Raw genomic sequence first — 13,480 nt, forward strand, 5'->3', positions numbered from 1 at the left:
CATGAACGTACTTCTCCTGGGCAACGGTGCCCGTGAACACGCCCTGGCCTGGCGACTGACCCAGAGCCCACTTTGCGCCCAGCTCTACATCGCTCCGGGAAACGGCGGCACGGAGGAGTACGGGATTAACCTCCCGGTAGACACCAACGATTTTGCCGCGGTACGCCAGGCCGTGATCGATCACCAGGTCCGGCTCGTGGTCTGCGGCCCGGAGGAGCCCCTGGTGCGCGGCCTGCAGAACTACTTCAGCACCGACGATCAACTTAAGTCGGTCTACTTCATCGGTCCCAGTAAGGAAGCCGCCCGGCTGGAGGGCAGTAAGGCCTACGCCAAGGCATTCATGGAGGAATACGACATACCCACGGCGGGCTACCGGCGCTTTACGGTCGAGGAGTCGGCAGCCGGCGAGGCGTACCTCGACGAGATCGACGGCCCCTACGTGCTGAAGGCCGACGGTCTGGCCGCCGGTAAGGGCGTGGTGATTCTCAACGACCGCGAAGAGTCCAAGCGCGAACTTCGCGATATGCTCCGGGGCAAATTCGGGGACGCGGGAAGTACCGTCGTCGTGGAAGAGTTCCTGGACGGCATCGAATTCTCCGTATTCGTGCTGACCGACGGGGAGAGCTACCGCATACTACCCGTAGCGAAGGATTACAAACGGATCGGGGCCGGCGATACCGGACTGAACACCGGGGGCATGGGAAGCGTAAGCCACCCCCCCTTCGTGGATGCCGACATGATGCGCAAGGTGGAGCAGCGCATCATTCAGCCGACGCTAAGGGGCATACAGTCGCGCAAGCTCGACTACCACGGCTTCATCTTTATCGGACTCATCGCGGTAGAGGACGAGCCCTACGTCATCGAGTACAATTGCCGCATGGGCGACCCGGAAACCCAATCCGTCATGGCTCGCCTCAACAACGATCTGATGCAGCTCTTGCTGGAGACCGCCGAGGGTGGGTTAAGCAGCGCGGTGATCGATATGGATGATCGCCAGGCCGCCACCGTTGTCCTCGTGAGCGGAGGGTACCCCGGTCCTTACGAGAATGGAAAGGAAATCACCGGCCTCGATCAGGTCCGGGGCAGTATGATCTTTCACGCCGGAACGAAGAGCGAAGACGATAGTGACCTGCTGACCGACGGTGGCCGGGTACTTTCAGTCACCAGTTACGGAGATACGATCCAGGAAGCCCTCGCAAAGAGCTACGAAAACGCCCGGCGGATACACTTTGACGGCGTAAACTTTCGTCCCGACATCGGATTCGACCTCTAGTCCCGTATGAATATTCTTCTTTTTGATTCCGCCGTGCGCGAAGCACTACTGCCGCTGACCTACACCCGCCCCGTGGGGAGCTTGCGGATCGGTAGCCTGACCATCGCCGAAAAGTGGCAGCGGCGTACGGGAGCCCGGGTTTCCTTCTTCACTCAGGATTACCTACAGGCAAAATTCCCGCCGATACGGGCGGACCGCAATGTACTCCTGGACGGAAGCTACCTGCCTACGGATGCCCTGCTTGCGGAAATTGAAGAATCGGCATCGAACACCGTCTACCGCTCGGAGGGGGAAGTGGTGTTTGCTTCGTTGGACCGTCTTCAGCTGGAACAACACATGGAAACCGGTGAGTGGGACGGGCTTTCTCCGGTAGACCTGCCCGCCCGGGATTTTTTCCGCATCACGCGACCCTCGGATCTGTTCAGTCAGAACGACCGGGCCATCCGGGAAGATTTTGCCTTACTGACCCGCGACCGTACGTCCGCCGAACTGCCGGCCAGCAACATCCTGATCGGACCCCGCGACCAACTGTTTATCGAATCCGGGGTGACCGTGGAAGCCTGCACCTTCAACACCACCACCGGTCCGATCTATTTAGGTGAGGACGCCGTCATCCTGGAGGGTGGACGGTTTCGTGGACCGATTGCGGTGAACGCGGGAGCCGTGCTGAAAATGGGAGCAAACATCTACGGAGCCACCACCATCGGAAACTACTGTAAGGTCGGGGGGGAGGTGAACAACGTGGTATTTCACTCCAACAGCAACAAGGGGCACGAGGGATTTCTGGGTAATGCGGTTGTCGGACAGTGGTGCAATTTGGGGGCCGGCACCAATGCCTCCAACTTGAAGAATGACTACAGTGAGGTAAAGGTGTGGTCGTACCCACACGGGGAACGGCGCCCGAGCGGTTTGCAGTTTCACGGGCTGGTCATGGGCGATCACTCCAAGGCCGGAATTAATACCTTATTCAATACGGGAACCGTCGCCGGGGTATCGGCCAGCATTTTCGGTCCGGGTTTTCAGCCCGACTTCATCCCCTCCTTCACCTGGGGCGGTAAGGAGACAAACGAAACGTACCGGTTGGAAAAGGCCGTCGCCACGGCCGAGCGCGTCATGCAACGGCGGGGGGAATCCTTCACGGACAACGACCGCGCTATTTTCGAGGCTATTTTCGCCGCTACCCGGAAGTATCGTCGTTGACCGCCGCCGGCTGGCCCCCAATGGCCGATTCCGTACGCCAAACCAAGTAAATTACCGCGCCGAGACTTAAAATACCCGCGACCATTAGTGGGGTTACCGCGGTATCCATTTCGGTATCCGGGGTAAATTCTCCGGACAGGTAGGTGGTCAGTACCTGCGTCCCGTTGAACAGGAAGTGGAGGCCGATGGGAATCCACAGCGAACCCGTCCACCGGTAAGCGTACCCCAGCAGTGCGCCCAGCAGCAGGCGGGGCACGAAACCCGCGAACTCCACGTGGATCGCGGAGAAGATTAGGGCCGCGATCCAGACGGCGAGGTGGCTTCCGGCCAGATCGGTCAGCAGGCGACCCTGCAGAAGTCCCCGGAACATCAGTTCTTCGCAAACGGCCGGCACCACGGCTACGGTCAATAGTGCCAGCAGGAGTTCGGGGAGGCGCTCGAAGGTGAGGACACCGGCGAGCATCGCGTTGCCCGTATCCTCGGACCGGACCATCCAGTCGGGTAGATCGACCTGTAAGTTCAGGTAGGCGGATAGCCCGATGAGGGGCAAGCCGATCAGGAACGCGCCGACCGCCGCGGGCACCTGCCGCGGGCGGGTGGGGGAGACCAGCCCCACCGCAACCGGCCACTGGTGTCGGTAGGTCAGGTACAGGGCCAGGGTTGCCGAGAGGCCGAAGGTGAACAGGTTGTTGAGCAGGAGAACGAAGCGGAGTTGTTGCCGGTCGGCTACCGTCGGGAAGACACCGGACGGATCACCGATCGGCAGACCGTAGTGCAGGGCGAGTGCGCCGACGATGCCTCCGCCGAGCAGCAGCATGGCCAGAACGCTCAGCACGGTAAATAACAGAAGACGCAACGAAGTGCCGCGGAAAGGATCGGCCATGGGGTCGGTTGAGGGCGTAAAGATAAGCCCCTGCTTTACCTTTACTCCGTGCAGCTCTCCGTTATAATCGTCAGCTTCAACGTACGCTACTTTCTGGAGCAGTGCCTACTCAGCGTGGAGCGTGCCGCGGCCGGGATGGAGGTGGATACCTGGGTGGTCGACAACAACAGCGCCGACGGTTCGGTGGAGATGGTAAGGCGTCGCTTTCCCTGGGTACGGGTGATCGCTAACGCCCATAATCCCGGCTTTTCTGTCGCCAACAATCAGGCCCTCCGCCAGGCCCGGGGCCGGTACGTATTGCTGCTCAACCCCGATACGGTGGTCCGGGAGGATACCTTTCGCACCTGTTTCGCCTTCGCGGAAGCCCGTCCTCGCCTGGGAGGGCTGGGCGTCAAGATGATTGACGGGAGTGGCCGCTTTCTTCCGGAGAGCAAACGCGGACTGCCGACTCCCTGGGTGGCCTTTACCAAGGCTTTTGGCCTGTCTCGCTTGCTCCCGCGCTCCCGCCGCTTCAACCACTACCACCTCGGGTACCTGGATCCCGGGGAAACCCACCGCATCGAGGTGCTTTCCGGAGCCTTTATGTGGATGCGCGCCGCGGCCCTGGAGGAGGTCGGCATACTGGACGAAGACTTCTTCATGTACGGGGAAGATATTGACCTCTCTTACCGTCTCCTGAAGGGGGGCTACGAAAATTACTACTGCCCCGCTACGACCATCATTCACTACAAGGGGGAAAGCACCAAACGCGGGAGCCTGAACTACGTCCGCGTATTCTACCAGGCCATGGTGATCTTCGCGCGGAAGCACTTCGCGGGCTCCCAGGCCCGACTACTAGTGTGGATGATGCAACTGGCTATTTACCTGCGGGCAATCCTGACGGTGCTGGGCGGACTCTGGGACCGATTGCGGTTTCCCGTGGTGGACGCCATTGGTATATACGCCGGCCTGATCGTCCTGCGACGGCTGTGGTCCGCCTACCACTTCGGGGACGCGGAATACTTTCCCGACCACATCAATTACCTGCACTTCCCCGCCTACACCCTGCTCTGGACGACGAGCATATATCTCGGAGGTGGCTACGATCGTCCGTACGACACCGGACGCTTGCTGCGTAGTCTGGCCATCGGTACGCTGCTGCTGCTGAGTATTTACGGACTGCTGCCAGAACACCTGCGTCCGAGCCGCGCACTCCTCGTACTCGGCGCGGGATGGGCAACCGGGTGGACCCTCTCCGTACGCTTCCTCGGCCGCGTGCTTGCGTACGGTACGATCGGTAACCGTTCGGAATCCCGCTTGCTGATCGTCGGTCACCCGGCGGAAACCCAACGCACCCTGAGTTTACTGCAGCGCGCCGGCGCTACCCGGAATTATCTGGGGCGCATCAGTCCGGGCGACCGGCCCGCGCAGGATGACGAGGAAACCATCGGATCGGCCGACCGACTGGATGCCCTGGTACGCCTATACCGCGCCGAAGAGATAATCTTCTGTTCGGCTGACCTCGATAATACGGACATACAGCGGTGGATGAGCCAGCTCGGTCCGGGCATACAGTACCGGATTCTGCCCGAAGCCAGCGGAAGTATCATCGGGAGCCACCGACCCGACCAGCGTGGCACCCTATACACCATCAACGTGAACCTGCGCATCAGTGACCCGACCAACCGGCGGGGCAAGTGGCTGTTTGACCGGGTCCTGGCGATCCTGCTGTTACTGGCCTACCCAGTGACCGTCTGGTGGATGAATGATAAGCGAGGGTACCTCCGCAATATTCTTGCGGTGCTGGCCGGTCGCCGCAGCTGGGTGGGTTATCACCCCGGCGATCCCGGAGTAGCCGTGCTCCCCCCGATCCGGCCGGGGATTCTGTGGCCCGGAATGGGCCTCCGGCCCGACTCCGATACCCTGCATCACCTGAACCTCTTCTATGCCCGGGATTATGCGGTGTCGGACGACTGGCGCATCCTGAGCGAGAACTTCGCCCGGCTGGGGCGGGAACACTAGCCCCCGGGAGTGCTACTTGCCGGCGTCGCGTCGAAAGCCGTCGAAAAATTCGGTCAGGGAGTCAAACTCCCGGTTCCAGGTAAGTCCGGTGCCGACCTGTAGGCGGCGCCCGCTGGCAATATCGGGCTGTCGGCGCTGGTAGATCCGCAACTTGAGGGAGCGACTATCGTTGAGCACGTACTCGAGTACGACGTCGTTACCGATGAAAGTACCGGTGGCTCCAGTGCCGGCGAACTGATTGTTAAGCACGTTAACATCACCGCGCAGGGTCAAGCGATTGTTGATGTCGCGGCGAAAGGAAAATTCCACGGCCTGACCGCGAATCACCGTGCTTTCCCGGTTGATCTGGGTGCTGGTGGAGTAGTTGCTGTAGTCGATGTCAAAATCGAAACCGGAAATGAAGGCATCCTCCCCGAAAGCGTCCCGTACGAGGTCGTTCAGGAGCAGGCTGAGGTAACTGGACAGCCACTCGCTGACGGTGTTGACCGCTACGTCCGCCACGTTGAAGCTCAGGTCGGAGGGCAAAAACTGTCCCACGGCGATGAGGCCGAATACCTGGCGGTTAAGCTCATTCTGGTCCAGGAGGAGTTGTCGACGTTTATTGTTGGCGAAGTTCTCCAGCTTGCCGGTGAGGTTGGGAAAGCCGATGTCGAAGTTGATGTCCGGCTGGGTGAGGATGCCGTCGAGTTTCAGGGTCAGCTCGATGTCGGTCGCCTGACTGGCGGCACTCGTCAGACCGGCCGCGTCGCTATCGCCTACCTCGGTGGTCAGGTATTCCTGAATGAAGTTGATGATCGGCGTCCGCAGGTTTTGGTAGTCGGCAGCCACGTCGATCCGGGCGGCGAAGGGGTCGCCGGACCAGGTGATGGTCCCTCCGGGGCGGACGGAAAATTCCTTATTCACGACCCGGTACAGGGTGAAGAGGTAATCGCCTTCCGTGAGGGTAATCGTCCCGTACATCTGTAGGTTTCCGTCGCGGGGTATGCGGATAGTCAGATCACCGTTGCCCTGGCCGCGCAGCACGTCGCCCACCTCCTCGTCGAAGATGATCTCGCCGACGGCCTGGTCGGTGACTTCAATTTCCATTTCCAAACTTACGCCGGTGGGATCCGCCGCGGGGGTACGGTCCTCCTCTTCCTGGTAGATTCTCCGGTTGACAAACCGCACGTTCTCGATGGGGCCGGCACCGCTGCCCTCCGCTACCGGGATCGACAGTCGGGAATCCCGTCCGACGGTGGCACGCACGTAGATATCCGTTTGCCGGAAATTGCCGCTGAAGTTCACCGTGCCGCTCCCGATGGCCCGACCGTAAAAATTCGGATTTTGCCCGGGGGCCAGGTCGAGGGCAAGGAATCGATCGGTCTGCAGGCGGGCGCTGATGCCCAGGTTTTTCAAGCGATCGTGGGTGATGCCCCCCGTCAGGTTCGCGACGTTGTCGTACCGGTCCAGGAGCTGAGTGCCCGCCAGATCGAAGAGGGTATTGGTGATCCTCACCCGGCTGTCGGTGAAGTGGTAACGGGTTTGCAGGTAATCCAGCGTGAAGGCCCCGGCCGTGGCGTCGATATAGCCGGATACATCGGGGCGGGTGGCGGGACCCACCACGTTGAGTTGGCCGTCGATCTTGCCGACAATATTAGAAACCGACCCACCGACCCAGTACCGCGCGATGCCGAGGGGGTAGCCCGTGAGGTCGACGGTGAGGTCCAGGTAGTTTTTTAGTTGGTCGGGCCGGGGGTCGGCTGCGAGGTCCCCGAGGTTGAAGGCGGCTTCGACGATGAGCTGGGAGGTGTCGCGGTTAATATTCAGATAGCCCGTCAATTGGCTTTTCGGGTCGGCCGCGGCTAGTTCCATGCGCATTCTTCCGTAATTATCGCCATTGATGCGGAAGGTGTCGCTACGGATGTTGGCGCTCAGGCCCTGCATCCGGAAAATGTCGTCCACGCCCACGTGTACGTTCACCCGGCCGGAAAAGTCCAGGGGCTGGTAATACCAGGCGGAATCGATCAGGCCCAGAGCCATATTCTGGAAATCGAGGTCCAGGCCACGGGTACCGCGTTTGGCCACCCGGATGCTCCGGTCGCCGCTGCGCAGACTGAAGTTGCGGGCGTCGATATACTGGGGACCGACGATGATGCGGTTGTCACGGCGAATTGACCACGGTTCCTGAAAAAGTACGAGGTCCGACTCGTCGAAGCGTATGGCGTAATTGGCGCTGTCGGGGAGCGTGATCTCCCCGTTGAGGTTCAGCTTGCCGAGGAAGAGACCGCCCGCACCACCGTAATTAATGCCGAAATCAATAGTATCCCGGTCGATCAAACTCAGCAGGGTCAGCTGGTCGAACAGGGGTTTGCCCTTAATGTAAGTGCTGTCGATGACTAGGTCGAGCTCGCCCTCCGATCCGCTGCCCTTCGTCCTGACGATGAGGTCGACGAGGGAGACGTCGTTAAACGTAAACAGGGGAGCCATCAATTCGGCGACCATCTTATCCTCGAAGCCGTCGTAGCTGCCGATGAGGTGCACGTCGACCAACGGACCCAGTTGGGGGGCAATCAGGCGATTAAGTCCCTTGGAATCGATAATGGTGAGATCGAAACTGAAGCGGTTGGGGGCCGGCACGTTGCGGGGCGGGGGAATTTTTAGGCGTCGCGCCCAGCCGGGATAGTAGTCGACCAGATACTTGGTGAGGCTGGTAGACACCTCGTCGAGATCGAACCGCCCGACGATCTCCCCCCGCGCGATGTCGCTTTCCAGCTTCACCACTTTCTGCCCTTCCGCGTTAAAGTTCGAGTACGCTAGCAACTGTCCGACATCGATGGTCGCGGTATCCCGGATCACCCGGAAACTATCGAGCTGCACGCGTCCCTCCATTTCGCTGAATACGGTGTTGCGGAGGTTCAGGTCCACGTGACCGGACAGGGCTACGAGGCGTTTGCTCAGGTTCAGGGCCTGCAGGTCGATCTCCCGAATGTCGGCCCGGAAGTCGAATACGGGAATACTGTCGCGGAAATTCAGTTCGCCCAGGAAGCTCAGGTCGATGTTCTCGTCGGCAATCTCAAGGCTTCCGTTGAAGAACTGCTGCTCGAGGCGGCCGCTGATGCGCGCGTTTTCGTAGCGGTAATCGCGGAAGTTGAGGGTTTCGATGGTGGCCGTGAGGTTGGCGCTGGCGGTCTCCGAAAGCAGGCCCCGCCCGTCGTTGATGGCCGCGTTGAAGTTGACCGTGCCTAGTTGCTCGTTATCCGTCCATCGTCCGAGCTGAAAGTCGTCGAGGGAGAGTGTCCCGCTGTATTCCGCCCGGTTGGCGCCGTTTTCGATGTTCATGCGCATATCGAGCACGGCACGGCCGATGTCCGTTCGCAGGTCACCCTTGGCGGCGAAGTCGGTAAAGAAGCCGTCGAACTGACCGTTGAAATTCAGGCGACCCAGCTTGTCGAAATTACGCGGCAGCGTCATGCGGGGGATAAGCCGGCGCAGGGTAGCGACGCTCGAGTTCAGTCGGTTGAGTTTAAGGTTCAGGGCTTCCGATCCGGGTAGGGCCAGATTGCGGCTACTGAAGCTCCCCTCCAGAAAGTTACGGTCGTCCAGGGCCAGTACTACGTCTTCCGCGCGTAGGTTATTGACCCGGCCCACGAAGTTGCCGCCGAGCTGAATGCTGCGGTCGCGGTTGTCGCGAAAAAAAGGATTGAAACGCAACTTGCGGGCGAAGTACAGCAGGTCGCGTACGGCCAGCGTACTCGGTTGCAGACTGATCTCCATGCGGACCCGGTCGTTGAATTCCGTCCAGGCTTCCCAGCCGCCGGGGAAGGTGAAGTGAAGCGAGTCCGACAGAGAACTCTGGGGGGTGGTCAGGACGAGATCGTAGAGCTGTAGGTCGGTCGGCGTCACGCGCAGGTCCGCTACGCTCAAGCGGTTCAGGACGAACCCACTCGCTTCCTCCAGGCTGAGGTGTTTGAGTTTGCCGGCGAACTCGCTGTCGCGAAAGTCGATGTCCGTGAGCTCCAGGTCGACGTCGTGGGTGTTCAGGCGGGCGAAGTCTACGGAAGAGATGTCCGCGTATTCGATGGCCTCCTTGCGGAAATTATCGAGAATAAAGGCCCCGTCGATGACCTCCAAGCTCGTAGCCAGCAGGTGCAGACTGACCTGATTCGTATCGACGGAAGTGCTGTCCATGGCCCGTATGACCTCCTCTACTCCGGGAATGGTGGTCAGTGGGGTGGGGGGAAAACTGGTCTGCCGTACGACCGGTCGGCGCAGTTCCGCGTGATCGATCGCCACGACCTTGTTGGGCAGGTCCAGCCGGTTCATGCGGATGATCCCCGACTCCAGGCTCACGTCGAAACGTTGTCCGCGCACGCTGTCGTTCTGTACGAACACGATGTTCTCCAGATCCAGTCGGTCGAGGGCGAGGTTAATGGGTTTACCGGGCTGGTCGCGGGGCGGGAAGAGCTTCTCCAGGGCCGTTTCCAGGTTGGTTTCCGGATCCCCGAGATCTCGACGAATCTTGAACCGGGTATCGGCAATGGTAAGCGCTTCCACTTCCAGCGCATTGTCGAGCAGGGACAGCAGGTTGAAGTCGGCCGCCAGGCGTTGGCCGTAGAGCAGGGTGTCGCCGTACTTGTCTTCGATAAAAACTCCCCGGATTTCAAGTTCGTCGAACCAGGAAAGCCGCACCCGGTCGACGCTTACCCGGGTTTCCAGAGTGCGGGAAATACTGGCGGTCACCCGATCCGCCAGGTAGTTCTGAAAGGAAGGCAACTGCAGTAAGCCGAGCAGCACTACGACGAGAAGGATCAACCAAACGAAGGTCTTGCGCATACGGTGCCACCACCGGCGCTTGCGACGGCGCGGTTGCCGGGCTTCGTTTACGTCATTGACTTCTTCCATTGAGTGAACTGAACGCCGCCCCGGGGCGGACGGTTTTGTAGGCGGGAAAACGCGGGAGCCCGGCGAATTCGTGTAGAGCTACGCTTACCGGCTCAGAACCGTACGCGGTACCCCAGGGAGGTGACCAGCTGGTTGCCCGGCCGTCGCGGAATCTGCCCCGGCAGGTGTTCGTAGTGTAGGCCAAAGACCAGGTTCTTCCCGTGCAGGTTGGCTCCCGCGCTGAGCAGGAAGTAATTGTTGGAGAAGAAACTGCGGAAGCTCGACGACAGGGCGTTGTAGTTGCTCAGTCCGCCGGTCAGTTGCAGTTGCCAGGAGTCGCGGTGCACCACGGAATACCCGAGGGAAAAGTTGCCCCGTAGCATCGACTGTGCCGCATCGGTACTCATCTCCCACCGGAAGGAGTGGTACATAAATTGCAACGAAGCCAGCACGGCCAGCCGCTCGAAGCGTTCGGTGAACCGGGCCATGGCCGTATACCCGGCACCGATACTCAGTTGGCGGTGGCTGAAGTCGGCATCGCGGATATCCACGTGCAGCAGTTGTCCGTAGTGGTCGAGACGGAAGCCCCCCTGAAGGCGATCCTGGTCAATCACGACCGTACGCCGATGGTCACAGTCCGCGTAGGCTGACAGTACGCCCAGGATATCCCGATCCGTAAAACCGGCCGTACGGGCGAGTTCCCGGGCGGCAGGGCAGTCGCGCGCCAAAAATTTAAGCAAATTGCGAAAGCGGGCGGGGTTAGCGTGGAGCTGATCGTAAACTACGATGCTCGTCAACTTCAGGATCAATTCCGCATCTCCATCGCGCAGAATGTACAAGTAAGGTTCGCTGCCCGCGGCCTCCTGCTCGTACTCCGTACCGTCCAGGGCAACGCGCAGCAGTTCAATGTCCCCCCGGGCCAGTACCTCCGCGAAACGAAGTTGCGTCCGTGGCGCGCGCGTGGCCCCCGGCCGGGGAAGATCGACCGCCACCGAGCGATACGTCCGATCACTCCGGCTAAAGTGGAATTCCCGGACGTCGGTGGGAGATAGTTGCCGCAGCTCTCCCGCTGGATCGGTGAAGGTGACCGTGAGCGCCTGTTCCGCGGGGGCGGTCCGCCGCAGATTTACGGCCGTGGACTTCCCGTCAGTGAAAGTGACACGGTCGGGCAGTGTGCTCTGGGCGATCAGGCTTGATGCCAGTAGCCAAATACAATACATGATCGGTAGCCGCCTATCCATACTGCCCCTAAGATACGCACCCCGGGGGCACTTTCGCCCGTTGCCTCCGGGGAACGGCCTTCCGGGCGTCGGCAGCGGTCAACCAATGAAACGGCACGACTGTTTCCGTATCTTTGCGCCGCCTGATCATCGTGCTAATTGCCCTGCCTTGAAGAACATTCGTAACTTTTGCGTTATCGCCCACATCGACCACGGTAAGTCGACCCTCTCCGACCGTCTGCTCGACTTCACCCAGTCCGTCAGCGAACGCGAAAGGATGGATCAGCAACTGGACGATATGGACCTGGAACGGGAACGGGGCATCACCATCAAGAGCCACGCCATTCAGATGCACTATCCCCACACCGACGGGGAGATGTACACCTTTAATATGATCGATACGCCGGGTCACGTCGACTTCAGCTACGAGGTGTCCCGGTCGATCGCCGCCTGCGAGGGGGCACTGCTCCTGGTCGACGCCACCCAGGGCATCCAGGCGCAGACCATTTCCAACCTCTTCCTGGCTCTCGAGCACGAACTGGAAATCATTCCGGTGCTGAACAAGGTCGATATGGAAACCGCCATGATCGAGGAAATGGCCGATCAGATGATCGACCTGACCGGCTGTGAGCGGGAGGACATCATCCTGGCCTCCGGCAAGACCGGCATCGGGGTGCCCGAGATCATGAAGGCCGTCGTAGAGCGAGTGCCGGCCCCGAAGGGCGATCCCGAAGCACCCCTCCAGGCCCTGATCTTCGACTCGGTCTTCAACCCCTTCCGGGGAGTGATCGCCTACGTGCGGGTGATGAACGGCGAACTGAAGAAGAACGACAGTTTGCGCTTCATCGCCACCGGCTCGGTGTACGAAGCCAATGAGGTCGGCGCCATGGAAATCACCCCCAAACCTCAGCCTAAGATCAGCTGCGGCAACGTAGGCTACATCGTCACCGGCCTGAAGACGTCGTCCGAGATCAAGGTGGGTGATACGGTTACGCTGGACGAGCGACCCGGCTCCCGCCTGTCCGGTTTCGAGGAAGTGAAGCCCATGGTCTTCGCGGGAATCTTTCCGCTCGATAACGACGATTTCGAGCCCCTGCGCGACAGCCTAGAAAAGTTGCAACTCAACGATGCCAGCTTGGTGTTCGAACCCGAAACCTCGGCGGCACTGGGTTACGGTTTCCGCTGCGGCTTCCTCGGCATGCTGCACCTTGAGATCGTGCAGGAGCGCCTGTTCCGGGAATTCAATATGGACGTGATCACGACGGTTCCCAACGTTACCTACAAGGTCACCGACACCAAGGGTAACGTATCCGAGATCCGCAACCCCGCCGAACTTCCCGACGTCAATCACCGGGCCAAAGTGGAGGAGCCGATGATCACCGCCCAGATCATCACGACGACCGACTACATCGGGCCCATCATGACCCTCTGTATCGACAAACGCGGTACTTTGACGAAGCAGACTTACCTGAGTCCGCAACGGGTGGAACTGCACTTTATACTGCCCCTCGCCGAGATCGTATTCGACTTCTACGACCGCTTGAAGTCCATATCCCGCGGCTACGCCAGCTTCGATTACCAGCCCAAGAACTACCAGGAAACCGACCTCGTCCGCATGGACATCAAGCTTAACGGCGAGAACGTGGACGCCCTGTCCGCCCTCGTCCACCGCTCGAAGGCCGAGTACGTCGGTCGGGGGATGTGTAAAAAGCTCCGCGAACTCCTGCCCCGCCAGCAGTTCATGATCGCCATTCAGGCGGCCATCGGGGCCAAGGTGATCGCGCGGGAAACCCTCTCGGCCATGCGTAAGGACGTCACTGCAAAGTGCTACGGCGGTGATATATCCCGGAAACGCAAATTGCTCGAAAAGCAGAAGGCCGGTAAGCGTAAGATGCGGCAGTTCGGTAAGGTGGAGGTGCCCCAGAAGGCCTTTCTGGATGTGTTGAAACTGGACTAGCGTCCTGGTAGTGTGGTCTTCTAGTCAGATGGTTCTATGGTACTGTTATTAACCACGTACACGTTAACTTACCATCCTACCATCCT

General features: G+C 60.1%; 7 protein-coding genes. 4 read left to right on the plus strand and 3 right to left on the minus strand.

Translation table 11 applies throughout. The features are described from left to right. Position 1: 1 nt before the first annotated feature. Together purD and NMA52_RS15075 are read left to right on the plus strand one after the other, a co-directional pair. Complete coding sequence (gene purD, locus NMA52_RS15070; RefSeq protein ID WP_254828526.1) at positions 2 to 1,273, plus strand: phosphoribosylamine--glycine ligase; 1,272 nt, start codon at positions 2 to 4, stop codon at positions 1,271 to 1,273. Between the two features lie 6 nt (positions 1,274 to 1,279). Next, positions 1,280 to 2,473 carry a putative sugar nucleotidyl transferase gene (locus tag NMA52_RS15075; protein ID WP_254828527.1) on the plus strand — a complete coding sequence of 398 codons (1,194 nt, stop codon included), beginning with the start codon at positions 1,280 to 1,282 and terminating at the stop codon, positions 2,471 to 2,473. Here NMA52_RS15075 and NMA52_RS15080 read toward each other — a convergent pair. Next, positions 2,451 to 3,356 (minus strand): CPBP family intramembrane glutamic endopeptidase, encoded by a 906-nt coding sequence (locus NMA52_RS15080; protein WP_254828528.1) that lies wholly within the window; start codon positions 3,354 to 3,356, stop codon positions 2,451 to 2,453. The genes NMA52_RS15075 and NMA52_RS15080 overlap by 23 nt on opposite strands. A 48-nt stretch (positions 3,357 to 3,404) precedes the next feature. On the opposite strand from NMA52_RS15080, the gene NMA52_RS15085 reads away from it, so the two are divergent. Then, a complete protein-coding gene (locus NMA52_RS15085; RefSeq protein ID WP_254828529.1) occupies positions 3,405 to 5,357 on the plus strand; it encodes a glycosyltransferase in 1,953 nt (650 codons plus the stop codon). A gap of 12 nt (positions 5,358 to 5,369) precedes the next feature. Here NMA52_RS15085 and NMA52_RS15090 read toward each other — a convergent pair whose 3' ends face one another. Together NMA52_RS15090 and NMA52_RS15095 are read right to left on the minus strand one after the other, a co-directional pair. Beyond that, complete coding sequence (locus tag NMA52_RS15090) at positions 5,370 to 10,238, minus strand: translocation/assembly module TamB domain-containing protein (RefSeq protein WP_254828530.1); 4,869 nt, start codon at positions 10,236 to 10,238, stop codon at positions 5,370 to 5,372. A gap of 92 nt (positions 10,239 to 10,330) precedes the next feature. Next, a complete protein-coding gene (locus tag NMA52_RS15095) occupies positions 10,331 to 11,437 on the minus strand; it encodes a hypothetical protein (RefSeq protein WP_254828531.1) in 1,107 nt (368 codons plus the stop codon). A gap of 169 nt (positions 11,438 to 11,606) precedes the next feature. On the opposite strand from NMA52_RS15095, the gene lepA reads away from it, so the two are divergent. Continuing rightward, positions 11,607 to 13,394: a translation elongation factor 4 gene (gene lepA, locus NMA52_RS15100; RefSeq protein ID WP_254828532.1), complete on the plus strand. Its 1,788-nt coding sequence runs from the start codon at positions 11,607 to 11,609 to the stop codon at positions 13,392 to 13,394. Positions 13,395 to 13,480: the final 86 nt, after the last annotated feature.

The sequence above is a fragment of the Lewinella sp. JB7 genome (assembly GCF_024297185.1).
Taxonomy (GTDB): domain Bacteria; phylum Bacteroidota; class Bacteroidia; order Chitinophagales; family Saprospiraceae; genus Neolewinella.